Source organism: Embleya sp. NBC_00896, from assembly GCF_045207785.1.
Lineage (GTDB): Bacteria > Actinomycetota > Actinomycetes > Streptomycetales > Streptomycetaceae > Embleya.
In genome coordinates, this window is the sequence record NZ_CP108777.1 from 2,951,502 (window position 1) to 2,976,686 (window position 25,185).

The 25,185-nt window shown below is 69.4% G+C and carries 16 protein-coding genes and 1 pseudogene; 13 read left to right on the forward strand and 4 right to left on the reverse strand.

Translation table 11 applies throughout. The features are described 5' to 3' along the window. Positions 1-124: 124 nt before the first annotated feature. From OG928_RS46725 to OG928_RS46765, 9 genes are all read left to right on the forward strand, one after another. Positions 125-1,267, forward strand: a complete 1,143-nt coding sequence (locus tag OG928_RS46725) for an MBL fold metallo-hydrolase (protein WP_331768097.1) — start codon at positions 125-127, stop codon at positions 1,265-1,267. Then, on the forward strand, positions 1,264-5,988 hold the full coding sequence (locus OG928_RS46730) for a DUF6603 domain-containing protein (RefSeq protein WP_331768098.1): 4,725 nt from the start codon (positions 1,264-1,266) through the stop codon (positions 5,986-5,988). The genes OG928_RS46725 and OG928_RS46730 overlap by 4 nt, the downstream gene beginning before the upstream one ends. Beyond that, positions 5,985-7,412 carry a hypothetical protein gene (locus tag OG928_RS46735; RefSeq protein WP_331768099.1) on the forward strand — a complete coding sequence of 476 codons (1,428 nt, stop codon included), beginning with the start codon at positions 5,985-5,987 and terminating at the stop codon, positions 7,410-7,412. Before OG928_RS46730 ends, OG928_RS46735 begins: the two co-directional genes overlap by 4 nt. Further along, positions 7,409-8,332, forward strand: a complete 924-nt coding sequence (locus tag OG928_RS46740; RefSeq protein WP_331768100.1) for a hypothetical protein — start codon at positions 7,409-7,411, stop codon at positions 8,330-8,332. The genes OG928_RS46735 and OG928_RS46740 overlap by 4 nt, the downstream gene beginning before the upstream one ends. Next, positions 8,329-12,480: a hypothetical protein gene (locus OG928_RS46745; RefSeq protein WP_331768101.1), complete on the forward strand. Its 4,152-nt coding sequence runs from the start codon at positions 8,329-8,331 to the stop codon at positions 12,478-12,480. Before OG928_RS46740 ends, OG928_RS46745 begins: the two co-directional genes overlap by 4 nt. Continuing rightward, the gene (locus OG928_RS46750; protein WP_331768102.1) at positions 12,477-14,243 is read left to right on the forward strand and encodes an FISUMP domain-containing protein; all 1,767 of its coding nucleotides are present in this window, start codon (positions 12,477-12,479) and stop codon (positions 14,241-14,243) included. The genes OG928_RS46745 and OG928_RS46750 overlap by 4 nt, the downstream gene beginning before the upstream one ends. Positions 14,244-14,476: 233 nt before the next feature. Next, complete coding sequence (locus tag OG928_RS46755) at positions 14,477-16,684, forward strand: CHAT domain-containing protein (protein ID WP_406292023.1); 2,208 nt, start codon at positions 14,477-14,479, stop codon at positions 16,682-16,684. Between the two features lie 135 nt (positions 16,685-16,819). Continuing rightward, on the forward strand, positions 16,820-17,704 hold the full coding sequence (locus tag OG928_RS46760; RefSeq protein ID WP_406292025.1) for a hypothetical protein: 885 nt from the start codon (positions 16,820-16,822) through the stop codon (positions 17,702-17,704). Positions 17,705-17,847: 143 nt separating this feature from the next. Then, complete coding sequence (locus OG928_RS46765; protein ID WP_331768105.1) at positions 17,848-18,231, forward strand: ATP-binding domain-containing protein; 384 nt, start codon at positions 17,848-17,850, stop codon at positions 18,229-18,231. Between the two features lie 117 nt (positions 18,232-18,348). On the opposite strand, the gene OG928_RS46770 is transcribed toward OG928_RS46765, so the two are convergent. Together OG928_RS46770 and OG928_RS46775 are read right to left on the reverse strand one after the other, a co-directional pair. Next, complete coding sequence (locus tag OG928_RS46770; RefSeq protein WP_331768106.1) at positions 18,349-20,097, reverse strand: hypothetical protein; 1,749 nt, start codon at positions 20,095-20,097, stop codon at positions 18,349-18,351. Next, positions 19,992-20,576, reverse strand: coding sequence for a hypothetical protein (locus OG928_RS46775; RefSeq protein ID WP_406292027.1), 585 nt, complete (start codon positions 20,574-20,576; stop codon positions 19,992-19,994). Before OG928_RS46775 ends, OG928_RS46770 begins: the two co-directional genes overlap by 106 nt. Positions 20,577-20,721: 145 nt before the next feature. Between OG928_RS46775 and OG928_RS46780 the strand changes: the two genes are divergently transcribed. Then, entirely contained in the window at positions 20,722-20,931 is a 210-nt protein-coding gene (locus tag OG928_RS46780; RefSeq protein ID WP_406292028.1) for a hypothetical protein, read from the forward strand. On the opposite strand, the gene OG928_RS46785 is transcribed toward OG928_RS46780, so the two are convergent. After that, the gene (locus OG928_RS46785) at positions 20,898-21,371 is read right to left on the reverse strand and encodes a hypothetical protein (protein ID WP_406292030.1); all 474 of its coding nucleotides are present in this window, start codon (positions 21,369-21,371) and stop codon (positions 20,898-20,900) included. The two genes, OG928_RS46780 and OG928_RS46785, sit on opposite strands and share 34 nt — an antisense overlap. Positions 21,372-21,792: 421 nt before the next feature. Here OG928_RS46785 and OG928_RS46790 point away from each other — a divergent pair, with 421 nt between their 5' ends. From OG928_RS46790 to OG928_RS46800, 3 genes and pseudogenes are all read left to right on the forward strand, one after another. Then, complete coding sequence (locus OG928_RS46790) at positions 21,793-21,963, forward strand: hypothetical protein (RefSeq protein WP_331768109.1); 171 nt, start codon at positions 21,793-21,795, stop codon at positions 21,961-21,963. 88 nt (positions 21,964-22,051) lie between these two features. Continuing rightward, positions 22,052-23,256 (forward strand): annotated as a pseudogene (locus tag OG928_RS46795) (JmjC domain-containing protein). After that, the gene (locus tag OG928_RS46800) at positions 23,193-24,056 is read left to right on the forward strand and encodes an aldo/keto reductase (protein WP_331768110.1); all 864 of its coding nucleotides are present in this window, start codon (positions 23,193-23,195) and stop codon (positions 24,054-24,056) included. The pseudogene OG928_RS46795 and the gene OG928_RS46800 overlap by 64 nt, the downstream one beginning before the upstream one ends. Here the strand turns inward: OG928_RS46800 and OG928_RS46805 are convergent. Continuing rightward, positions 24,041-24,892, reverse strand: a complete 852-nt coding sequence (locus OG928_RS46805; RefSeq protein ID WP_331768111.1) for a hypothetical protein — start codon at positions 24,890-24,892, stop codon at positions 24,041-24,043. The genes OG928_RS46800 and OG928_RS46805 overlap by 16 nt on opposite strands. Positions 24,893-25,185 lie beyond the last annotated feature (293 nt).

The following is a 25,185-nucleotide window of genomic DNA, read 5'->3' on the forward strand; positions in this document are numbered from 1 at the left end:
TGGGCGGAAGGTCCATGCCGGTTGAAGTGTCGATGTCGCGCCGAAGTTCGACCGGCACGGAACCAACCGACTGCACAAGGAAATCAGTCGTCAAAAACGTAAGAATGATGGATGAGGTGCTCCCATGCCGTTGCATTTGGACATCATGGATGTCGGCCAGGGTGACGGCATGGTCGTGTGGCTACCCAATGGCAAGGTGATGATGGTCGACCTGGGTTCGACCAAGAACAAGGACCTCGTCACCGCCGACATCTTCAAGTACTTCAACGATCACACGGACTTCGGGCGGCAATGTGACCCGGTGGGCCTCGAATGGCTGGTCCTGACCCACGGTGACCGGGACCACTACAACATGGTCGAGCTGTTTCTCGAACGGTTCAAGGTCGATGTGCGCAACGTCCTGCACGGCGGCTTGGAGGCGGACTACGGAGGGCTGATCGGTCGGCTGCGTCAACGCCAGAACCAGGATGGAACGTACCCGTACATTCAGACCGGAACGGCGGACAGTGGGTTCTTCCCCCTGCTCGGCTTGGGCGCGGACGTCACCGTATTGGCGCTCGGCGTCGAGGCCGGCTCGACTGACATTGCCTACAAGAAGAACACCCGCAGCGTCGTGCTCCGCATTGTCTACCAGGGCGTCGGGCTCATGCTTACCGGTGACGCGACCGGGGTTACCGAGGAGCAGATCATCGGCGAGACGAGCCGGCTCTGTCAAAACAACCGTGCCCTCACACCGCAGGGCATTCTCGGCGCGGCCGTTCTGAAGATCGCTCACCACGGTTCGCATCGGACGTCCAACCGCGCGGTTTGGCTGGGATTGGTCAACCCGACGTTCGCGTTCATTTCGTCCGATCGGTCCGGTTCCCTGGACGAAACCGAGAAACCGACGGGGCACCGGTTGCCGCAGGCGCTGACGATGGAGCTCTTGGAGAGATACGCGCCGGCGCTGTGTCGTGACTGTGGCCGGCATTCGTACGTGGTGGCGTACCAGCGGTCCGACTACGAGCAATACAACTCGGCCCCGGATATCCCGAATGACAAGCCGCTGGAAATCCCAGCCTGTGCCGACCAGTGGATCCAGAAGTCGGGAACCGAAGGCATCTTCTCGACGCTCGCGACGATGGGAATCTCCAAGGACCCGAATGATCCCGGCGCTGCCGATGCCGGCGTGCAATACCGCGTGTCGATCTGGGACGATGGATCGCTGAAGATCTACCCCACCGAGTGCGACTGGGGTCTCACCCTCTCGTCTCCGGCGGCCTCGTGAGCCTCGACGACATCGCTCGCCTCCTCGGCGGGAGTATCGATCACGACAGGGGACTGCTGCTCGAGTCGGCGATGTTCCCCGAGTTGGCGTCGGTGCTCAGCGCCGCGGGAGTTGCCCGGCTCGGGCTTGCCCAAGTGGCGTTTGCGCAGACGCCGGGCAGGGTCACCGTCGACGGCACGGTGACGATGTTCGGCACCAGGCCCGGCGCCGCCCGCCTCCTGGTGACCGGCGCGGAGTCGGTGACCGCGACGCTGTTGTTCACGCTGCCCGTGGGCTGGGGCTTCGCGGACGGCTTTCCGGGGCTGCCGCAGTCCTACAAGCACCTCACCGACCACAGGGCCCTGGTCGGGCTCGGGCCGAGCATCCTCTATGACCTCGAGTTGGTGTCCGCGTCGTTGACCGCCACCAGCGCTTCCATGGATCTCACGTTCGAGGGCGTGCTCCGGAACGTTTCACAGGTGTCGTTCCTGGCGGCAGCGTTGCAGCTTCCGGAGCAGCCGCGGCTGACGGGCAGTATCCGGCTCAACGGCGGCAATCCGGCGACGCTGGACTTGACCGTGACCGGCGGGTCCCCGAACTCGCGGAGCCTGGTGATCGGCGACCTGCTCACGTTCGACAGGCCCGGCATCCGCCTGCGCACGGTGCTGAAGGACCCCGCCACCGGCACGGCGCTGACCCGGCTCGACCTGGACGCGACGCTCGCGGTCGGCAAGACGAAGCCGGTGAAGGTCGAGTTGACTGCTCCGATCCACGAGAAGTCGGGCGTGCTCGAACTCTCCGCCGACTTCGGCCGCGAGGGGCTGACGTTCGAGCGCGGCATCGCCGCCGTGGCGGAGGTTGTCGGCCTGGACCCCGGCGAGTTCGCGCTGCCCTCGTTGCCGGACGTACTCCACAGCTTCGCGCTGTTGTCGATTGCCGTCGTGGTCGACCTCGATCCACCCGGCGTGCAGCGGCTGGTGCTGGCCGTCGGCCCGGGCCGGGCATGGTCGATCATCGACGGGGTCGAGGTGGATGGGCTCACGATCGGCTGGTCGATCGTCTTTCCCTTCGACTCCGCCGCGCGGTCGGTATCCGGAACGTTGTCGGGCACACTCGCGCTCGGCACGGGCGACTCGAAACTCGAGTTCGACATCTTCGCGACATCGGCAGGCGGGTACGCGATCTCGGGGGGGCTCAAGCACCGCACAACGCTCCGGGAGATCGCCACCGTGGTCACCGGTTCGCGGGTGAGCGGGCTGCCGGAGCTCGATGTCGTCGCGGCCTCGATCTCGGCGCACGCCTCTGGTGATTTCGGGCTGCTCGTGACGCTCGCCAACTGGAAGGTCGGCTCGATCGGCGACGCCGAGATCGAGCTGTTCGAGGTCACCGCAGCGCTGGACTGCCGCAAGGGTCACGTTCCCGCGGGCAGCTTCGTGACCGCGCTGGGAATCGGAAACACGCGGTTGACCCTGATGGCGGACATGGGCATGGGCTCCGGCGGCGCCGGCGCCGGGAGCGGCGCGTTGTTCAAGGGCCGAACCGACCCCGGAAGCACGATTTCGATCGGCGAACTGCTGACCGAGTTGGCACAGACCTTCGGTATCGAGCGGGTGCCGGCGCCGATCGCATCGCTGGTTCTGACGGCGCTCGGCGTTACCTACGACACCGCTGCCGGCCGCTTCACCTTCACGTGCGAGGTCGACTTCAAGGTCGCCGCCAAGCCGGTCGCGCTCGTGCTCACGATCGACGTCGCCGAGCCCGGCAGCCTCCCGCCGACCGACCCGCACTCGACGGTCGCGGGAACCAAGGGCTGCTCCGCGAACTTCACCGGCCGAGTCACGTTCGACAACATTCGTTTCGATCTCGTCTTCGACGTCACCGACAACAACGCCGACGTCCTGATCGCCGCCTACGCCCCGGTGGACGGAAGCGGGCGGACGAACCTTCACGATCTCGTCGCGGAGATCGACCCGAACCTGGCCGCGCCGATTCCGCGCGGCATCGGTGTGGACTTTCGTGAGGCCAGGTTCGTCTTCCTCAAACAGGTCGGCGCGCACTGGGCGTTCGGCTTGCGGTTGGGCACCGAGATCGCCCTCGACGAACTGCCGATCGTGGGCTCTCGGCTCCCGGCCGGCGAGACGCTCGCGGTGCGCAACCTCCAGCTCATGTACGCGACGGACTTCACCGCGGAACAGACGGCAATCGTCAATAAAGTGATGCCACAGGGCATCGCGAAGCTGCCGGACCGGCTCGCGGCGGGCATCGCCTTCGACGCCGACGTCCAACTCGGCGCCACAACGAAGCACCTCCACGCCGGCGTCACTGCACCCGCACCCGTCCCGCCCGCGGTGTCCCCGACTCCCGCGCTTTCGGCGGGTTCCGCGCCGGCCGGCTCCTCGGACCCCGTGACCTGGCTGGAGATCAACAAACACTTCGGGATCTTCTCGTTCGAGCGCGTCGGCGTCGCCTACCAGGACAACGTGCTCGAGTTGGCACTCGACGCGTCCGTGGCGATGGGACCGCTCGCATTCTCGATGCAGGCGCTGACCATCGGCTCGCCGCTGACGGATTTCCAGCCGAAGTTCAGCCTCGCGGGACTCGTGCTGATCTTCGATCGCGCGCCGATCGAGATCGGTGGCGCGTTCCTGCGCGTCGACGAGCAGATCGCCGACAAGACGGTCGGCTCCTACTTCGGCGAGGTGATCGCCGAGGTCGGGCAGTTCTCGCTGCATGCGCTGGGCGGCTGGGCACCCGACGTCGACCCCGCGTCGTTCTTCCTCTACGTCAGGGTCGAGGCGCCGATCGGCGGACCACCCTTCCTGTATGTGACGGGGCTGGCCGGCGGCTGCGGGATCAACTCCGCACTCACGCTGCCGACGGTCGACGGCGTGAGCGGATACCCCCTGTTGCCGGCGAACGCGCCGCCGGCGGGGTCGACTCCGGCACAGACGATCGCGACGGTTGTCCCGGCGCTTCGGCAGGCGTTCCGGCCGAAGGCGAACGAGTACTGGGTCGCGGCCGGGATCGAGTTCACGTCGTTCGAGATGATCAAGGCGCAGGCCGTGCTTTCGGTGGCCTTCGGCGTCGAGACGCACATCGGCGTGGTGGGCACGTGCTCGATGACCTTCCCGGGCGATGAGCCGTACCCGATGGCCTATGTCGAGATCGACGTCGTCGCCTCGTTCACCCCGTCGACGGGACTGCTTGCCGTCGACGGCAAGCTCTCACCGGCCTCGTACGTGTTGGGCGGCTTCGTGAAGCTGACGGGCGGCTTCGCCTTCCACGCGTGGTTCTCCGGTGAGCACAGCGGCGACTTCGTCGTCAGTCTCGGCGGCTACCACCCCGACTTCCACAAGCCCGCGCACTACCCGGATGTTCCGCGCCTGGGGCTCGAGTTCTCGCTCGGGCCGCTGAAGTGTCTGGGGAAGGCGTACTTCGCGCTGGTTCCGAACGGGTTCATGGTGGGCCTGCGGCTGAGCGCTACGTTCGCGAGCGGCCCGGTGCGGGGATGGTTCGACGCCGGCATCGACTTCCTGATTGCATGGGCGCCGTTCCACTACGAGGCCGGCGCCTGGGTGGCGATCGGCTGCTCGGTCGACCTCGGGTTGCTCACCCAGAAGGTCCAGATCAGTGGGTACCTACAGATTTGGGGACCGGCATTCGGCGGGACCGTCACCATCGACCTGGACGTGGTGTCCCTGACGATCGGCTTCGGTGCCCCCCGCACACTGCCGCTGCCGGTCGGCTGGGGCACCTTCGCGGGGAGCTTCCTGCCGCCGGACACGGTGCAGCCCACTGCGGCGATGCCCGCCGCGCGAGCCGTCACGCCGCACCGTGCCCTTGCGACCACGACGACCAACATCCTCAAGGCCACCGTTACCGCCGGCCGGCGCCCGAGTGCCCCGGCGGACTTCGACTGGATCCTGGATCCGGACCACTTCCGCATCCTCGTCCAGAGCACGATCCCGGCGAATCACGCGCTGTGGGCCACCGCCGACGGGGAGACGGCCGAATTGCCCAACGTCGTGGCCGCCTACCGGCAGACGTCGGCGGCGACCGCGCACGACAAGGCGCCCGTCGGCATGGTCCTGCGGCTCGACCCGGGGACGACGACCGCCACGGATCACCAGGTCTGGGAACCGGTGCTGAGCATCGGACCGATGGACCTGACGGGCGTCGAGTCCTCCCTGACGACCGCGCTGCGCGCGCTCGACACTCACACCGGCGGCTACGCGAACCACGTCAGCGGGGTAACCCTCACGCCACAGCCGGCCCCGTCGAACACCGCGCTGTGGGGCCCGAAGCGCACCCGGCGGGATCCCAACGCGCAGCGGCTGATCCCGGCGACCCTCACCGGCCTGGCGATCTCACCCGTGCCGCGTCACCCGGACGCGGTCGGCGTGGTCGGGTTGCTCTCACTGATTTACGGCGCCGGCACCTCGACGACGTTCGCCTACCAGCAGCCCGCGCCGGACACCCGCTTCGTCGTCGATCGCACGATCGACGACGAAGGGCTGAGGATCGAGGTCGGCGGCGACCACACCGCCACACTGACCGAGCGCGGCCACCGGCTGTCGGCGCTCACGGATCCGTGGGTCTCGACGCGGCGTTCGACGGTGCTCGACAACCTCCGGCAACTCGGCTTCGCAACGGCCGGTGGCGACGAGGTTCACCTACGGCAGATGGCCGCGACCGCGCTCACCGACTGGCCGGATGTCGCGCTGATCGGGGCCGGCGCATGAGCCGTTCACCGCTGGATCCACCCGCCGCCGACGAGGTCGTCACGTTCATTCAGCACCAGTTGCCGGGGCTGAGGGCAGGCGCCTACGAGGTCCGCGTCGACCAGCGCGTGAACGACGCGGGCGGCGCCTCGATCGCCGGCGACACCCTCACCCGCAGCTACCGCTTCGGCGTCGTGGGCGACCGCTTGCGGCTGACCGATCCCGGCGCCACGATCGCGTCGACGTTTCCGGCCGACAACGCGTCAGGCGACTACGGCACGGTCTTCGCGCATGTGGTGTTCGCCAACACCAGCTTTCCGTGGGCACGCTCGCCGATGTCGGAGCCGCCCGCGGACCCGGAGACCGGCGTCGACGTCCCGACGTGGTTGGCGGTCCTCGTGCTCGACGGAGATGATGTCGCCGCCCACCCGGGGCTGGTGCTGGAGCCGGTGACGCGAAGGGTGCGCGAGCTGTTCCCGGCCGCGCTCGGGACCACGATCCACAGCTACTTCGACCGTGCCGGTGGCACGCCGCGGCTCGACGTGGGCGAGACGCCCGACGATCCGGTGCAGACGATCGACATCCCGCTCGACCTGTTCGTGGACATCGCGCCGGCTCTGGAGGACCTCGCGTTCAGTGCGCACGTCCGGCGTGTCGCCGTCGAGAACAAGCCGCTGACGCTCGGCAGTCGACCGGCTGCCGACCCGCTCGGCTCCTTCTCGATCGTGGTGGCCAATCGACTCCCGCAGCCCGACACGCGCAGTCACGCGTACCTCGTCTCGCTGGAGGGGCTGGAGAACTTCCTGCCGGCCACCGACCAGGGCGGATCCCCGCGGAACCCGACCGCGGACACGGGAGGATCCCTGCGCCTTGCGGTGCTGCACCACTGGAGCTTCGACAGCACGGGCGATATCGCCGCCTTCGTCGACCGGCTCAAGCGCCTCAACTCCGGTGACGACCCGCCGAACACCACCCTCAGACTGGTCAAGGAAGGGGCTGCGCCCCCGATCAGCGGCGCGCTGGCCGGCGGTTACGTGCCGCTCGACCACGAGTTGCGCACAGGAGAGAACACCGTGTCGTGGTATCGCGGGCCGCTGTCGCCGGTCGGCTCGGTGGCGACGCCGATCGAGCTTCCGATCACCTCGCCCGACCAAGCGATGGTGTTCGACCCCACAACGGGGATGTTCGACGTGTCGTTGTCGGCTGCCTGGACGATCGGGCGGCTGGTGGCGCTCCAGGACAAGAGCTTCGCGAACGCGCTGTACGCCTGGAAGAGGGACCTCGCGCGGTCCGTGGTCGACGGCGTCGAGCGCTCGATCGTCGACGATGCCCTGGCCGGCCTGCTTCCGGCACCATCCATGGCGGCCGAGGAGTCCGCGCCCGCGGTCGGCATCCCGCTGCTGTGGCACACCATGCGCCTGCTGGGCCTGGAGGAGGAAACATGACGTTGCGCATGCGTGACCTGCGGGAGCGGCGCATCGAGGCCGCGTTCGCGAATTCCACGAGTGTCGCCGACGCCTTGGGCGATGTCGCCGTGCCCGGCGACATCGCCGCCTGGCTCGGCCGGCTGCACACGCTCTTCGGCGTGCCGTTTCGCTACCTCGTTCCGGACGAGGCGATGCTGCCGCCGGAATCGATCCGTTTCTTCCGGCTCGACGACAACTGGACGCGTGCCCTCCTCGACGGCGCCTTCAGCCTCGGCCGCAACCTCACATCGCGAACGAGCGGCGCCGGGGCTCACGTCGATGCGGCCGTGTCCACGGCGCTGTGCGCGAGCGCCCGCGCGGCGGCGCCCACGCGACGCGCAGGCGCGACGGAAGTGGCCGCGCCCGCGGACTCGGGCACGCCGATCGCCTGGACAGGCTTCCTGCTGCGCTCGCGCGTGGTCACCGAGTATCCGGGGCTGGGGGTGAACGTCTACGGGCCGTCGCACGAGAGCGGCTCGGCGCGGCTGCTGCCGGTGCACCGCCTCGACCGGCTCGGTCCCAACACGGACACGCTACTGTGCATCGCCGGCGGGGAGGCCCAGCGGGTCGAGGTGCACGAGGCCCCCGAACTGCTGCACTACGGCATCGACTCCTACAGCTCGCGACCCGCTTCCCCGACGCCGACCGCGACGAAGAACCTACGCACCTTCAGCCGCGCGGCCGACGGCGTGATCACCATCGAGGGCCAGGTGCGCGAGGTGCCCATCGGCGAGGTATTCCGCACCCGCTCGCCTCGGGTGGTCCAGTTCGCCCGGCTGGCATCGCTGCTCGCCGCCGCCAACGGTGCGGGAATGCGCACGCTCGACTCGGCGGAGATGGGCTTCGCCATGACGGAGGGAGTCGGCACGTTCTCCTTCGAGCACGGGAGCACATCTTGAAGGCCATCGTCCCGCTCAACGTCACTGCCATGCGCGTGTCGACCACGGACGAATCGAACGTCACCGGCGGTTTCGCCGGTCGCACCGCCGCGTTCGACCTCCTCCCGCACACCGACAGTGCCACGGAGGCCGGCACGGGCGACACCGTGTGGCGACCCTTGCAGAGCGACGACCCGCCAAGCGATCGCCTCGGGGCCGGCATCCACCTGCACTGGGAACTCCCGGAATACTTCAAGCGCGGCGTGCGGAACCCGGACACCGGCGCGATCGAGTTCCCGACCGCGCCGAGTCGCTGGCTCGTGGTGCGCTCGCTCAGGGCGTTCGACGAGAAGACCGGGAGCCACGGCGCGCTGTCGCACGCGAGCTGGGTCGTCGAGAGCGATTACGTGAGTGCCACACTCCCACCCGCCGACGGAGGAAGGCCGAGACCCGCCGTGACGGTGCCGCTGACTTCGCCCGACGACGTGCCGTACATGTACATGGGCCGCGTGGTGAGCGCGGAAGCCTGGGACCCGGCAACCGAGCGGCCCACCGACTATCTCGGCGCGTACACCGCCGGGGACGGCGCCGCGCACCGGCTGACCTCGATCGGGTTCGTTGGCCCCGCCTTCGCCGGCTACTACCCGGACTGCAACAGCGTGTTCGGTTTCTGGGACACGCTCGCCGATGTCCCGGAGGTGTGGCAGGTGCCCGAGTCGGCCTCCCCGATCAGTTTTCGTTTCACCTACAACGTCACCGGCTGGCTCGCACCTCACGACGATCCGCTGACCGGCTTCGCCGCCACCGTCACCGCCGGCTACGACGCCTACGTGGCCCACTGCGCGGCCGAGCGGGTGACCGTCACCGAAACGCCCGCAGACGCCTGCGTGAGCATGGCCGCCCACTCCTTCGGATGGGACTTCGACGCTGCCGCGATCACGTATACGCAGGCCGCCGACAAGACGATCGTGACGCTCGACGCGCCGTCGGAGACACTGTGCTCCGGCGGGATCCACGACATCGTCTGGGACTGCGCACAGACGTCGTTCCTGGCCACCCCCGAGGGAGTGGTGGACCGGTCGGACGAGGTGAACCTGGCCCTGGGCAATACCACCGTCGAGGCCGTCTCGGCCCTGATCAGGGGCGACCTCGCCGCCCTGCGGGGCGAACGCGACGAATTCGACGACTACGAGGCGTCGCTCAACGCGCTTCAGCTCGGACTGCTCCACGAACTCGAGGCCGACGGGAACTCGCTGCCCGCGCTCGACGAGGCTCTGCACACGAGGGCGTTCGCGCAGGTCGACGGCGGACACACCTGGATCGTGCAGCCGGCCTCCACCGACGGCGCCGACACGACGAGAGAGCCCACGCTCCCGCTGTGCCTCGCCGAGCGGCTGGCCGCGCTCAACCGGGCGCAGCGCGTCTACGACCAGGACCGCGAGCGCTTGGCGACGATCCGCGGGCAGCTGTTCATGGACTGGCTGATCTACGTCAAGCAGTTCGTCGCCCAAGGCGACCCGGTGGTCGACACCGCCTCGCTGTCGGCTTTCCTCGCCACGACAACCGGTGGCGAGATGCACGCAGTCCTCGCCGCGGACGCCGCCGTCGGGTTGCTGCACTACGCGGTCGACGCCTCGAACGAATGCACCGGCGTGTCGACGAGCAGCGCAAAGACGTCGAAAGCCGCGCAGGTCGTCGTGGCCTTCGACGCGGTGGCCTCCGCGCTGCGAACCGCGGAGGCCCAGTGGCGGCTCGACGCGGTGCCCGCCCGGCCGTTCGCCATGCCCACCGACCCGGTGCTCGTGATGGAGGGCAGCCGGGTCGAGCCCGCGCGGCGCAATGGACCCACGACCTCGATCGCTGTTCGCACGGACACCCAGCTGATCGACAAGCTTGTGCTGAGCGGCGGCAGCGGCGATCGGAGCGTGGACGGGGCAAGCCTGCCGGGGCTCCCCGAGCCGCCGGCTGCGATGCCCGCGGCCCGCACGTGCGCGATGCTGCTCGCCGAGGCGGCGTTGCTCGATCCGCTCTACGCGCCGGAGATCGCCGCGGCCACGGCCGCGCCGGCCGTCGCGATCACCGGCTGCCAGGGCGGCCAGGGCGCCCCCGACGGCGGGTTGTACGCCACCGTGCACGCACCGGGGTACGTCCGCACGGCCAATCCCGTCGCCTCTGTCCGAAGCCCGTCCCCGCTGTCGATCGCGTTCACCAACTCCGGGGGCCACGCACTGGCGCCCGACGCCGTCGGCTGGAACGCGCAGGCGTCCCTGCCCGCCTCGTCACCCAGGGGCGAGGACCCGTTTCTTCCGGTGTGGTTGACCTGGCACATCATGCTCGACCCACTCGCCCGAGGTGTGGACGGTCGCTACTCGCCGGGCACGCTCGTCGAACGATTCGTGCCCGACGGCGCGGCGGGAGACCTCACCTATCCCGTGCCGGCCGCCTTCACCACGGGCGCCCCCGTTGCCTATTCGGGCGCCGTCGTACTGTCCAAGAAGCCGATGGTCGGTCTGACCCGCCAGATCGACCGCTACCTCACCGACCTCTCCACCGACACGACCGACACGACCGACGACGGACTGCGCAGCGCACGCGACGACTTCGCCGGGCGTCGGGTGATGTCGCAGGCCCTCGGCGGCTTCAACCTCGCCCAGACGCTGCGCACCCCGATCCCGCAGATCCCGGTCGAGAACCTCGTGAAGTTCGACGTGCTCACCAACGCGATCGCCGCCGGGGCGACGGCGAACCCTGGCGACACCTGGTACGACACCGGCTTCAACACACTGTCGCCGATCTCGACGGGTCTGCTCGCCGAGTACAACTTCGGGCCCCTTCGCGCGGGCTTCCTCGAGATCGAGGATCTCAAGGTCATCGATGTGTTCGGGCGGCGGATCACACTGACCACGAAGTCGAGAACGGACACCGGCGCGCTCGAGGTGCGGACGGCGGTCGCGTTCTCGCCGGCTGCGGGCGACTCGGTCAACGCCAAGCGCGCCTATCTGCCGCCACGGGTACTGGCGCCCAGCCGGATCGACGCGCACTGGCTCTCGGCCGCCCACAACGACGGTACGTCCGGGAACACCGGCGAGGTCGTCACGACCAACGAACATCCCGCCACATCGCCGGTCTGCGGTTGGATCGTTGCCGACCACCTCGATCTCGCCCTGCGGTTCCACGACGCCGACGGGAGCGTCATCGGCTCCTTCGGCCTGGAGCACGACGACAATGTCTACCGCACGGGCGCCGGCGACAACCTCACCGACCCGGGTGGGCAGGATCTCGCCTCGGATGTCGGCCTGCCCGGCGCGCCCGAGCACGTCAACCCGAACATCGCGGCGCTGATGTGGTTCATCCACGACCGCCCGGCAGGGTTCCTGATCGACCTGATGGACGCGATCGAGCGCTCCGACCGGTTCATCAACCCGGCGACCGCCGCCCAGGACGTGTCGTCGGCCGTGCTCACGGGACGTCCGCTCGCCGTCGTGCGCTGCGTCCTCGGGGTGAGCACCGCCGGCGGCCTGCTGCCCGTCAGCCAGGCCAACACCTCGCCGACCGACGCGCTGGCCAGGGCCGTGCACAACGGTTGGACGGACTACGCCGCGCGCCAGGCCGACACCGCGGCCGGACTGGACCGGTTGACGATCCCGCTGCGGCTGGGCGACCTGACGAACATCGAGGACGGTCTCGTCGCATTCCTGCCGGAGACGGCCTCGAACACGCCGTACACGACGGTGTCGGCGCCGACCGCGCCCGAGGACGGCGCCAACGGCGTGACCCGGCCGAGTCACGAAACCCTGCCGCCGACGCTCAACGGGCCTCCGCTCACGGTGACCGCGCTCGTCGATCCGCGCGCAGCCCTGCACGTCACCACCCCCTTGCTGCCGACCGTCGCATTGAAACTCCCTCCCGAGCACTACCTACGCGCGATGCGGCAGCTTGCGCTGACGTTCATCACGCGACCCGTGTTGAAGGATCCTCGCGGCTGGACGCTTCCGCTGCCGGTCGAGCCCGGCCACGAGTGGTCGTGGCAGGCGCCGGGTGCAGCTGCGAAGGCACTCTCCGGCGCGTCGCCCGACGAGCCGTTCTACGGCTACTCGCCGCAGCGCCTGCTCGAAGGCCGGCTCGATCTGACGCCGACCCCCATCGGCGACGGAACGGACGGCTCATGACTGCGACGATCACCGGGACGGTCACCGATGCCGGGACCGGGAAGCCGTTCGTTGCGATCGCGTCGGCGACATCGCTGAACCTGACGCTGCTCAACCGGTCCGGGCACGACATCGCGCTCATCGCCGGTTCGTCCGCCTTCGCCGTCCACCTGCCCGTTCCGGCTCTCTTCTCCGCCGCGCGGCTCTCGGCGATGACCGTGACGACCCCCGGCTGGAAAGGGGCCGTCGATGTCGCGACCAAGGTCGTGAACATCGCCTGCACGCAAGGAATCACCTGGACCGACGGCGCGACTCTCGTGTTGCGCATCGGCAACGTCGTGTCAGACGGTCCACCGGCGAACGGCACCATCCAGATCGCACCGGTGAACGTCGATCCGGATGCGCCGCTGTCCATCCTCGCGCCGTTCAGCGTGGCCGGTGCTCCGGCGCCCGGCAACCTCTCGCTGGCCGACACTCTGCAGGTCGGCCTCGAGAGCCAGGGGATCGTCTACCGGTCGACGGCGGCCGACCCGCTGACGAACACGCTGTTCCTCAACCTCAAGAACGTCGGGGCAACCGCGCTCGCCACCTCGGACGCGTCGTCACTCGGCACACCGCAGATTCTCGTGTCGTTCGTCTACGGCGGCACAAGCGGCGCGCTCGCATCCGACGAGGCGGGCAGCGGTACCCCTCCCACCGGTTCGGCCTGGAACATCCACGTCGGCCTGGGCCCGGCACAGACCGCTTGGACGGCCGTCAACCCGCAACCGACCGGCCAGTCCCGGAGCCCGCAGTGGACACTGCGGCCCTCTTCGACCAATACGGAGATCCTGGGCGCAGCCGCCGGTGACCACGCGAACGTGACGTTCGAGTTCTCACGCATCACCTCGTTCACCCCGGTGGGGCATACGCAGATGATCGTCCTGTGCAGCGGGTTCGCGAAAGACGCGCGGACCAAGTACGACGATCACCAATTCGTCCTGGACATCTCCAAGCAGAACGCGCCGCCCACACGTGGGGTTGTCGCCTTTGCCGGCCCCGCTCCGGTGCTCGACGTCGACGATCCCAAGAGCACGGTGGCCCTGGAACTGCGCTGGGCGATGTTCGACGTCGCCGCCGTGAACCTCATCACGTCACACCCGGCGATTCCCGCAGTGCGCAGGACCTATTCCAATCCGAAACCCCTGGCCTACGACTCGGTCGTCTTGAAGGTACCGCCGCCACAGAACAGCGAGGCGATCTTCGCCACCCTGCAGGCGTTCGACGGTGGGGGCGGGTACCTCAACAGCCTCCAGTTCACCGCATACGCGCAACTGCGGTACCTGCTCGATCCCGCAGGAGCCGTCTACCGCATCAGGCTGGTCGGCGACACGTTCTGGCTGCTGCGGGACTACGCCTACGAAACGACCGGTAGCTCGGTCTGTGACGGTGGAGACGGCGGTTTCGGAGGCCGGCTGTACGACTGGGAGGCGGCCCATGTGCACGCCCCGGATGGCTGGTGCCTCCCCACCACCGACGACTGGAAGGCACTGACGGCGTCCTACGACCGGGGTGCCGGCTCCTACGCGGCACTGATCGACGGCGGCGTGTCCGGCTTCGACGCGCGGCTCGGTGGCTATTGCGACGAGACCGGCAGATGCGAAGACCAGGGCCAGTACGGCTACTACTGGACGGCCGAGCGTGGGTGTTGCACGGAATTCAGCGACAACACGGTGTCCGTCGATACGGGAGTCGGATTCCCTCCCCGATACAAGCTGTCGGTCCGTTATGTGCGCCGCACCTGACGCGTTCGGTCCGGTCCGGCCGCACGACGTGGGTGAGCTTCCCCCGTTGCGTGGAAGGTGTTGATTAGCTGGTCAGGGCGGGTTGTTCGGGTTTGAGGATTGCCTGATTGACGAAGTCCGCGTCACCGCGCACACAATGATCGGCAGTCAACAACAGCCCGGACACATATCGACGCCCTGCAGGACCGTCCCAGGTCACGATCACATCCACCAAACCACCGATGCTGCGGCGCGTGGAACGACGGGCCGGGCCGGGCGGGCGGCCGGGGACGGCGTTGTTGATGCGCGGGCGGCGTCGGGTGGGAAAGTCCCGTCTGGTGGAGGAGTTCGTCGATCGCGCCGGTGTGCCGAGTGTGTTCTTCACCGCCTCGACCCGGACCACCCGGGAGGAGATCGACCTGTTCGTCGCCGAGGCCGCGGCGTCCGACCTGCCCGGCGCCGCCTTGTTCGCGGGCGCGCACCCGGACGGCTGGGACGCCGCGCTGCGCCTGCTGGCCGCCGCGCTGCCCGCCGACGGTCCGAGCATCGTGGTGTTCGACGAGATGCCGTACCTCGTCGAGAAGGACGCGGCGTTCGAGGGCACGCTGCAAAAGCTCTTCGACCGCGAGTTGTCCCGCAAGCCGGTGCTGCTGATCGGCATCGGCTCGGACCTGGCCATGATGGAGGAGATGGGCACCTACGGGCGCCCGTTCTACCAGCGCGCCACCGAGATGGTCGTCCCCCGGTTGAACCCGCGCGAGGTCGCCGCGATGCTCGATCTGTCCGCGGCCGAGGCGTTCGACGCGTACCTGGCCACGGGCGGCCTGCCGCTGCTGTGCGCGGAGTGGGAGCCGGGCATGGACACCGACACCTACCTCGCCACCTGCCTGGCCGACCCGCTCTCGGCCCTGGTGGTTTCGGGTGAACGGAGCTTGGCCACCGAGTTCCCCACTCAGGCTCAGGCGCGCCGGGTCCTGGAGGCGATCGGCAGCGGGGAACGCACCTTCACCAACATCGCCCGCGCCGCCGGCGACATCGCCGGTGCCAGCCTCACCCGGGCCCTCACGCTCCTGGTCCACAAACGGATCGTCGCCGCCGAGACGCCCCTGTCGACCAAACCGGCGAACAAGGACACCCGCTACCGGGTCACCGACCCCCACCTGCGGTTGTGGCCGGCGTTCGTCGATCATCAGCCCACCGACGCGCTCCACAGACCTCGACGCGACCGCATCCGGCCCTTCGCCACGGCGGCGGACCTGAGCAACGAACCACCGGACGAAATTCGTGCGATCGTGGGCGAACTCGCCCGCTCCGGCGCATCGGTCCTCTTCGACACCCTGCTGGCCGGCAACGACCAGCCCACCCGGTTGTTCCGTTCGTACCTCACGCAGGCGCTCGCCTGCGAAGGACTGCGCGTGCGGTTCGACTCGCCGGACCTGCACCTGCCCTGGCCCATGCTGTGCCTGCGACCCCAACACCTCACCGGGCCCCTACCATTGGCGGGGAACCTCCCGGACGCGGCTCGCCAACTACTCCGAACCGCCGCAGCCGCCTCCATCGTCACCGCCGTCCTCGCCGAATACGCGACCCGCACAAGGGAACGGCCGGCCGCGGCACCCGTTCCGCAGACCGGCCCACCCCACGACGCCACAACGGTGCCGGAATCGCCACCCGAACCCGAACTCCGCGACCTCTTCGATCTGTTCCTGGGTCACCGCCACCAGATAGAGCACACCGGCGACGCCTACCCCTGGATCCGACCCCCCGCCACGAACCCGGGCACCCGACCCACGGTCAGTCTCAACCACGACACCACCGTGGGAGGCAAGACCCGCGCCCACGAGGTCGCCAAGGCGCTCATGGACACACCCGGTTGTGTCGAACGAACCACCTACGCCGAACTCGACCGCGACCTGAGCGCACGCGACATGCACGACCAGTTCATGTACTTCTGGTGCCACGGCCACCTCGAACCCGACAGCGCCCGGATCGTGATCCGCCTGACGGACCGCAGGACCATTCACGCCGACACCATCCGCGGTGCCCGCGCCGAACACCACAACACCGGAACCTTCCATCCCCTCGTCCTCCTCAGCGCCTGCCGCACGGGCATCCCGGCTGCCGCCGATCACGGCCACCTCACCCGCGCCCTCATCGGGCACGGCGCCCGCGGAGTCCTGGGCCCGCAGATCCGCATGCCCCAGGCGTTCGCCGCCGAATACGCCCTCGCATTCGTCACCCGCTACCTCGACGGCACCGCCACCGCCGGCGCCGTGACCCACGCACTGACGCGCGACTTCGCCGCCCGATACCGCAACCCCCTGGCCCTGGCCTACGCCCTGCACAGCGGAATGGACACCCGCCTGCACACCGCACCGCCCCCGCCCACCACCGCGACCGACCCGCCGGCCCTGCCCGGGCCCACCGACCCCGAACCGCACCCGGAACCGGAGCACCCGTGACCGCGCCGATCACCGTCGTCGACCTGGACACCACCGGCTGGATCCTGGACCCCGACACCCGCTCCCCCGGTACCCCACCACCGCCTGCGCGACCACTACGCCGAACACCTCACGCCGCCGCCCGCCACCACCGACGTGATCGTGTACGCCCACGGCTGGCGCACCCCACCCCACGCTGCCGTACGCGACGCCCAACTCCTGCACACCCTGACCCGCGAACGCGTCACCACGGCCGATCGCCTGTACCCGAACCTGACCGACGGCGGCTTCGAGCCGTGGACGGTGCTGGTGCGCTGGCCCTCCGCGAGCCGGATCGGCAAGGCGCCCAACCATCGCATCCGCGACCGCGCCCACACGATCGGCGCACCCCGACCCACCGGACACGCCGCCCACGTCATGGGCGCCCTCCTGGGCTACCTCGACAGCGAACGCCCCGACCCCGACGCCGCACCCGACCTCACCACCCGCGACGGTTACCAACTCCACCTGGTGGGGCACTCTTTCGGCTGCCGACTGCTGTGCGAGGCCGTCCAATGGGCCGCCGACACCCACGCCGGCGACACCCTCGAATGGACCGCCCCACCCGCGATCGCATCACGCCCGTTCACCGTCGACACCGTGCTGCTACTACAGATGGCCGCGCCCCGCGACGCCTTCACCACCATGTTCACCCACCTGCTCCCCACCGACGAACACGACGGCGCGCCGCTGCGCGGCCCCGTTGTGGCCACCCACACCAGACACGACCACGCCGTCGGCTTCTGGCACACCCGCGCCGAAGGGCAACCCGGCATCGGACATGGCGGCATGCTCACAGCCCCCGAACCGCCCTCGGCCACCCGGATGCTCCCGATCGACGAGCCGTATCCGCGCGCGGTTTTGGACCACCGGTTCGTCAACCTCGACGCCACCGACGTCTACCGCAAGGGTCGCCACCTCAACCCGGCGGGCGCCCACTCCGACCACATCCGACCCGAGACCGCCCACCTCCTGGCCACCTTGGCCGACCACACCCGATGAATGCTCGCCCCCGCCGCCCCCAACGCCGGCGTGGGTGACACGCCCCTGACCGCGGCCGAGGTCGGGTTCCTGGCCGAGGACGGCACCCTCGCGGCCCTGCTGCGCACGCTGCGGGCGACACTGTCACCGGAGCCTGGTCGCGCGTGGGCACTGTCTGCGGCGAGGAGACCTGGAACCAAGCAGCCCGACGCGCTCGTAGCGCGCTGCGTCGTCTGGGCGAAGACCTCGACCTCGACCCGGTGGCCGCCGAACTGCTCGGCGCACGCGACGAGTCCCTCGTCGGGAACCGGGTGGGGCGCCGGCGGTCGATCCAGGTCATGAACCTGCACCAGGCCAAGGGCCGTGAGGCGGACACCACCATCGTCCTGCTGGGAGCCGAGGAGTACTACGGAAGTGAAGGCGAGCCCTTCCCGGACGGTTCGCGGCTGCTGTACGTCGTCATGACTCGCGCTCGTCACCGGGCGCACATCGTCGTCCCGGACGCGTCCCACGCCCTGTGGCGACCACTGGTCGACGCCCTTGAGTAGCTCGCCGGGGGTGTCGAGGAGCTACAGGATGTCCTCCAGTGACCCAGCGGCGGGTTGTTGCGGCTTCGAGGAGGTCCCGCAACGCGACGAGGTCCGTACCGTCCGCCGCCGGGCGCCTCACGGGGTTGCCTTCGGTTGAGGGCGCAGGCCTTCGCAGTCGAGGACGGCGAGTTCCAGGCCCCGTTCGTCGCACAGTGCCTGGGCCGTGTCGCGTCGTTCGTGGGTGATGGTGCCGACCGAGGCCATGAGGTGGAAGTCGACGCCGAGTCGGGCGCTGGTGTCGATGTCGTGGCGCAGTTGCTCGTCGTCGAATGCGCCCGGGTTGGTCTTGACCTCGCCGGCGACGAGTTTCCCGTGCCAGATGCCGTATACGTCCACCTCGCGCAGCACGCCCTCGGCGAAGTGCGTGTTCACCCCGGGGATCAGGTGCGAGAGAGGATCGTCGGCCCTCACCGCGGCGGCGGTCAACAGGTGCGGGAGGATCCCGTTGTCGGCGGCTTGGTCGATGTACGTGCCCAGCCGATACACCATGGTCGGGCCCTGGTCGCTGCGGGAGTATCGCGCCGGGGCGCCGCAACCGGGGCAGGACGCGGGGCCGGACGTCTCCGTCGAGGGGACGAACGTGTGGTGCCCGCAGTCGCCGCATCGTGACTCGAGTCCGCGTTCGGCCCACCCCACCGAACACAACAGCTCCAGGACGTCGGGCACCTCGTCGCGGTGTTCGCGCAGTCCGTGGTCGGATTTGAGTTCGGCGACCGAGCGGTACGTCCTGCGGACGCGTCCGCCCCACGCCTGGGCCAGTTCGATGAGCGCGGCGTCGTCGCTGTCGTTCTTGCGAGCTCGTTTGAGTTCTTTGAGCAACTCTTTGGAACGCTTGGTGTAGAGCGCGATGATCGCCTCGTAGACACCCGGTCGCAGCAGGACACCGGGATCCTGCCGAGCGACCACCCCCTCGGCGATACGCCCCTTGTCGGACAGCCCCCACTCCTCGGTCGCGTCGCCCAGCAGGCGGCGAGCGGCTTCGACCGGCTCCGGCACCGTCAACCGCAGCGAGAAGCTACCCGTGGCGATTTGCTCCACCTCGATCCGCCCCCGGTGCCAGCGGGCACCCGAACTGATCATGTCGGCGACACCGGGGCGCTGCGGCAGCCCGTCGAACGCCGAACTGCGCAGGCGCACAAGCACGGAACCCAGCACTTCGCCGTCGAACCTCACGGGGGAGGGGATCTCGATCGTCGTGCCCTCGGCGTAGAAGTGGGCGTCGACCTCGGTCGTCAGACCCCACGATCGCGTGTGCAACAGCCAAGCGCGGGGATCCCGGTCGACGGCAAACGTGACCGGCCCCCCGGGCTGCGTGAACCCCCTGGGTGCTTCCGGCGTGTCCCTGGGTGTCAGCCCCAGGGACCGGGCGAAGGCGTGCAGCTCATCGACGGGGATGCCGGGACCGACCACGGCCACCTCCGAAGAACGCCCACCACACGTCCGCGCGAAACCCACCAGCTGCTCGGCGAACCCCACCCAGTGTTCGACACCCGCGCGTGGCAACAGGAACACGTGCGAGTGCGCCAGGACCCGAGAGCGCAGGGCCCGCAGGTTCCAGAACCACGCGCAGGCCCCGGTGTCGTCCGGGTCGGCGACGACGAGGGTGATCGGACCGCCGGCGAGTGCGGTGACCTCCGCGCCGTGTTCGCGGAACTGCTTCGTGGTGCGCTCCACCAGGGTCGCCCCGTGGAGCTGGGCGGGGCCGATCTCCGCGTCGGTCATGGGCCTGCGCACCGCACACAGAGACTGGGCCCGCTCGAGGACCTCGTCGTCGAGGTCACCCGCGACCGCGACCTGCCACAACGGGGCATGCTCCTCGGCCACGACCAAACTGACACCCCCGCGTCTGCGAACACGGCGCCCCAACTGCACGGAGCCAGACCGAAGTCCTCGTCGTCGATACCGGCGATCGGTACCAGAGGAAGCCCCACCAGCCGGGCGACCGACGCGGCCCGCCCGGCCTCGACGTCCACGTTGACCGCAGCTTGCACGTCCGCCGTCTCGATGACGTTCCGGACATCGTTCGAGAGCCCGCCCTCGACCCCGACCTCCACGATCGGCTCGGTGATCCCGCCCCACCGCGTGCACGCCTCGCGCACCGCGCGACGAAACCCCTCCGCGCTCCCCTCCGCGATCAGGTACACCACACGCGAAGGCAACACCGCCACGTGCACGGGAAACTGCCCGAGATACTCCCTGCGCCGCACGAGCACCCGCTCCCATCCGTCGCCGGCGGACCCCGAACCGGCAACGACGATCGCCTGCGGGCCGACCCGGCCCGACACCGATGAAACGCTGATCATCCCGCCGATCGCGCGGTCGCGCCGGGCATTTCCCCGACTTTGTCGGAGCCGTCGATCGACGAGGTCCGGCCACGGCGTGTTTGCTCGACTGCGCGCTCCGCCGAAACCACTCATGTCCGTGTCGAGCCGCCTCTACGCTTCGAGCGTGGACCACGCCTACGCCGTCGAGAAACTGACCGAATTCGTGGGCGACATCAATGCCCTCCTGGAAGAGATCGATCGAAGCGGCCCATATCAATGGCCTGAGGCATCGGACGAACTGGAGCTTCAGGAGGTGCGCGCGCGGTTGATCGAGAATGCCTACGTACCCACCCTCGGTGACTACGAGCCGCCGGGAAACCCACGCGAGAACTGAGTGGTGGCACGGCACGCGGCGATCCAGGCTCTGGGACGCGCGCGCTTCCAGGACGAGATCACCGCTTTCCTTCGCCCTACCTCGCCGCCCACGAGGAAGCCGTCGGCTGGGAGGAACAGCAGGCACTCGAGTACCTGGCGACGTTCAGCGTGATCGCGCGATGGATCGAGGAGTGCACGGTGGAGGCGGCCACCTGAGCGATCGATGTCGACGAAGAAGACGCCGTCGCCCGGGGCGCTGTATTCGACCTTCGAGGTGTCGGCTCCCCCTGCGAGCATGTCGACCTGCGGACGGAAGGACACGGACATCGCCATCGCCTGCGCGACATAGCCGACGACCCATACCGATGCGGCACCCGGCCTGAGGAACAAGACCCGGAGCCCCGCCCCGCCGTCGCCTTCCTTCGCCGCGCCGTCGACTGCCGCTGGGCCGCCTCCCATCTTCCGCCGCCGCGACGGTTTCGACGCGTCCGCATCGCACGTCGAGACTCCCGTCCGGTTCCCGACAGGCCACCGCAGCCGTGACCGCGCTCTCCCACGCACCCTTGCCACGCTGCGGCCGACCCGACCAATCGCCCCGGCCGCCGCGCCGTCGTAGCCGATGTCTTCGCGGCACGCGTCTGGCGATGCCGGGTCGTCGTCGGGTTGGTGTGACGGGCGGCCGGTCGGTCATCGGGGGTCGGTTCGGAGGAGCGTCCGTCTGTGGGGTATTTCGGGCCGGTTGTTGTCCGGTCGTTGTCTTGTGCCCGGATGGGTGGGGGCGGAGTATGACGAGGTCGGGGCTCGCTGATGGTGTTCGAGCCTTGACGACGCGTAATCGCATTTGGTGTTGCCCGCCCTTTTTTCGAAGGGAGTGACCCGCATGAGTGATCCCCGCCCGGCGGCCGCCCGGGATGTCCACGACGACCTGCTGGTCGCGGTCGAGGTGTTGGCGAGTGTCCACGACCGCAACGACAGCGACCGTTCGGATCCGCCGCCGGACGCCACCGGTGACACCCAGCCGGACGGCGACGGCCTCAATCACCCCGAATAGTGGGGTGTTCCCGCACGCGGGGCCGCGCGGTGGTGCGTCGCGCGGCCCTTCTTCGTCCCTGGACGCGTCCCGCCCCCGAGGAGGAGTCGTGGAGCACCGCCTGATCACCGCCGTGGAGAAGGCCCTGGGTTGGGACGGCCCCACCCGGCTCGGCCGGGACTTCGCCCGCGGCCACGTGGAGGACACCTTCCTCCCGGAACGCCTTCTGACACCGAACAGGCTGCTGGACCTGGTCATGCGCCGGAGCCTGGACAACCCGCAGTTCCGATGTTTCCGCGACGGCGAGGAACTGCATCCGAAGGCGTACTTCTCCCAGGACGTGAACCGGCGGGGTCAGAGCATCCGCATGGTGAACATGCGGCGACTGGGTGATCTCCTGGACGGCGGGGCGACGTTGGTGTTGGACGGGGCGAACATGTTCGACGCGACGTTGGAGGTGGCGTGTCGAGCGATGCAGTGGTGGTCGCGCGAACGCGTCCAGGTCAACGTGTACGTCACCACCAACGACGCCTCGGGGTTCGATCTGCACTGGGACGACCACGACGTGCTGGTGGTGCAGTTGGCGGGGGAGAAGGAGTGGGAGGTGCGCGGCGCCTCCCGGGTCGCGCCGATGTTCCGCGACGCCGAACGCAACCACGAACCCGCACGAGACGGCGTGTGGTCGGGGACGATGCGTACCGGCGACGTCATGCACATCCCCGCGGCCACTGGCACCGCGCCACCCGCGCCGGCCGGGGCACCGGACACAGCACGCACATGACGTTCGGGTTCGCCCAACGCACCGGCGTGAACTGGCTGAACTGGCTGGCGGACCGGTCCCGCGAGGACGAGGTCTTCCGCCACGACCTCGACCGCTGGGGACCGCCCGCCGACCGCGACCACCAACAGGCGGAACTCCGCGCCGCGGCCGCGCGCCTGATCGACGCGCGCGACCCCGACGACTTCCTCGCGGAACGCGAACAGGACGCGGTGGCCGCCCGGCGCGTCCCGTTCCTGGAGATCTTCGCCCCGATGACCGCGGTGGTGTGCGTCACCGACTTCCCGCCCCGCGTCGCCGTGGTCGACGACACGGTCGAGATCACCGCCGCCGGGAAACGTCTCACCCTCACCACACGAGCCCTGCCCGCCGCCCGCCGACTCCTCAGCGGCCATCCCGTCCGTCTCGACGGCGACACCCCCGCAGACGACCCCACCCGACGGCTGGCGGAGATCCTGACCCGGGAGGGACTGTGCGCGACGCTCACCCCCGAATTGTCCTCGGGCTACACCGATCTCGTCACCGACGCCCCCTGATCCGAACCGCGCTGGATCTGGGCATCGACGCGATCGACACCGCCTACAACTACGCCGACTTCGCCTCGCACAGCCGCCTCGCGGACACCGTCCGCGACCTCCTGCCCCGCCTCACTATCTCCACCAAGGTCGGCTTCTTCCCGACGTCGGGGCACGCGGAACACTCCCTCGACCCCCACCGGCTGCGGGGCGCGATCGAGCAGACCTGCCGCGATCTGGGCATGCCACCGGACACGGTGTTCCTCCACAACCCCGAACGCTCCCTCACCCGCCTTGCCCCGCCACACGCCCGGCGGTCCCTGACCGCGGCATGCCTGGTCCTCGAGGAAGCCGCCGCGGCCGGGCTGTGCCGGACCTGGGGAATCGCCTCGTGGGACCCGCGAGGACTGCCCGCGGCCGTGAGCACGGACATGCCGGTGCCGCGTGCGCTGATGGTCCGGGCGGGACTGCTCGCCGGGGTCGAGGTGTTGGACGCCGCAGACACCCTCGCCGCCCGCTGGGGCCTGACCCCCGCATCGGTTCGGGGCATGAGCCCGTTCGGGGGCAGTATCACCGACCCCGTGTGGGGCGGCGTCGACCCCCGGATCTTCCTCGCCGCCCCCGCGGAGGCGTCCCGCGTCCAGGCGGCGCTGCGGGTGGCCCACCACCTGCCCCGCGTGGACACCGTGGCCGTCGGCTCCGACGACCCCGAACACCTGCGTGAACTCGTCCAAGCCCTCGACCACGAGATCGACACGGGCAAAGTCGCCCGCTACCGGGCCCTGTTGGGCGAACGCGCCGCCCGTCAGCGGGCCGTCTGAAGGGCTTCGACCAACTTCGCGCTTTCGCGTCGCGCCGGCTCCAGGAGCGGGTCGGCCGGGTCCGCGTGACGGCCTACGACCTTCGCGCAGACGAACAGCGCCATCAACCGCCCCGACCGCGACTCCAGGTCGGCGCGCCGCTCCGCGCGCACCCGCTCGGCCAGCGCGGGCAGAGCCAGGGAGTTGCCCCACAGCGTCGCGGCGTCCAACCCGCGGGGCGCGAGGCCCCAGTCCTCCCAATCGAGGAGCCAACACCGGGGGCCGGTCAGGTTCGCCCAGTTCAAGTCGGCGTGCGCGGGCACCCACTCGTCGAGAGCCGGGTCGACCCGGTCGCCGAACGTCTCGCGGATCGCCCGCGCCACCTTGCCCGCGGTGATGGTGACCGTGTCCGGTGTCGCCACACGGGTGGTTTCCTGCGCGGCCAACGCGTCCAACGAGGTGTTGAGCGTCGCCCACCACGCCCGCGACAGGTCGGGGTCGACGACCAGTCGGCCGCCGGGCTTCACCGGGGCCTCGGTGACGAGCTCGGTCTCGTCGACACGCCACATGGCGTCGGCGCCGGTCTCGCGCCACGACATCCCCGCGAACCACTCCGGCTTCGCGATCCCCGTCAACACGGCCGCGCTCTCGACGCCGTTCCAGCCCTGACCGTCGATCCGCTCCAAGGCACGGCGCTCGATCCGCACCCACGTCCCCCGATCCGTGGCCGCCCCCACCGACCGCCGCTTGCGCACAACCGACCCCCGGTCCAGCCGCACCCGCAGGCCGTGCTCGACCAGATCCAACGCTTGCTCGACCGACTCCACCCGCAGGTCGACGACATTCCCAGATCGCATGACACGAACCTAACCACCACCACCCCCGGGCAGACCCCGCACAGCTCGCAAACCGCCAGAGATGCCACTTCGCCGGCGTGCTCAGGGACGAGTCCGGAGCCTACGAGTCGAGAGGTTGCTGCTCGCGAAGTCCGCGAAGGGGCAACGAGATCGCCGACGGCGACATTGGCGACGATCCCATCGGCGCAGAGAAGTCTGCGGCCATCGTCGTACTTATGCACGTGGCCGCCGCCGAAGACAGCCTGCCTGGGACTCGCCGGCGACACTACGGTTGGTTCCGACAGCGTCCTGTA

Coding starts and splice junctions, on each gene's coding strand:
- OG928_RS46740 (WP_331768100.1), top strand. CDS start 7,409: ATGACGTTGCGCATGCGTGACCTGCGGGAGCGGCGCATCGAGGCCGCG.
- OG928_RS46790 (WP_331768109.1), top strand. CDS start 21,793: ATGAGTGATCCCCGCCCGGCGGCCGCCCGGGATGTCCACGACGACCTG.
- OG928_RS46735 (WP_331768099.1), top strand. CDS start 5,985: ATGAGCCGTTCACCGCTGGATCCACCCGCCGCCGACGAGGTCGTCACG.
- OG928_RS46805 (WP_331768111.1), bottom strand. CDS start 24,892: ATGCGATCTGGGAATGTCGTCGACCTGCGGGTGGAGTCGGTCGAGCAA.
- OG928_RS46750 (WP_331768102.1), top strand. CDS start 12,477: ATGACTGCGACGATCACCGGGACGGTCACCGATGCCGGGACCGGGAAG.
- OG928_RS46725 (WP_331768097.1), top strand. CDS start 125: ATGCCGTTGCATTTGGACATCATGGATGTCGGCCAGGGTGACGGCATG.
- OG928_RS46775 (WP_406292027.1), bottom strand. CDS start 20,576: ATGATCAGCGTTTCATCGGTGTCGGGCCGGGTCGGCCCGCAGGCGATC.
- OG928_RS46785 (WP_406292030.1), bottom strand. CDS start 21,371: ATGGGAGGCGGCCCAGCGGCAGTCGACGGCGCGGCGAAGGAAGGCGAC.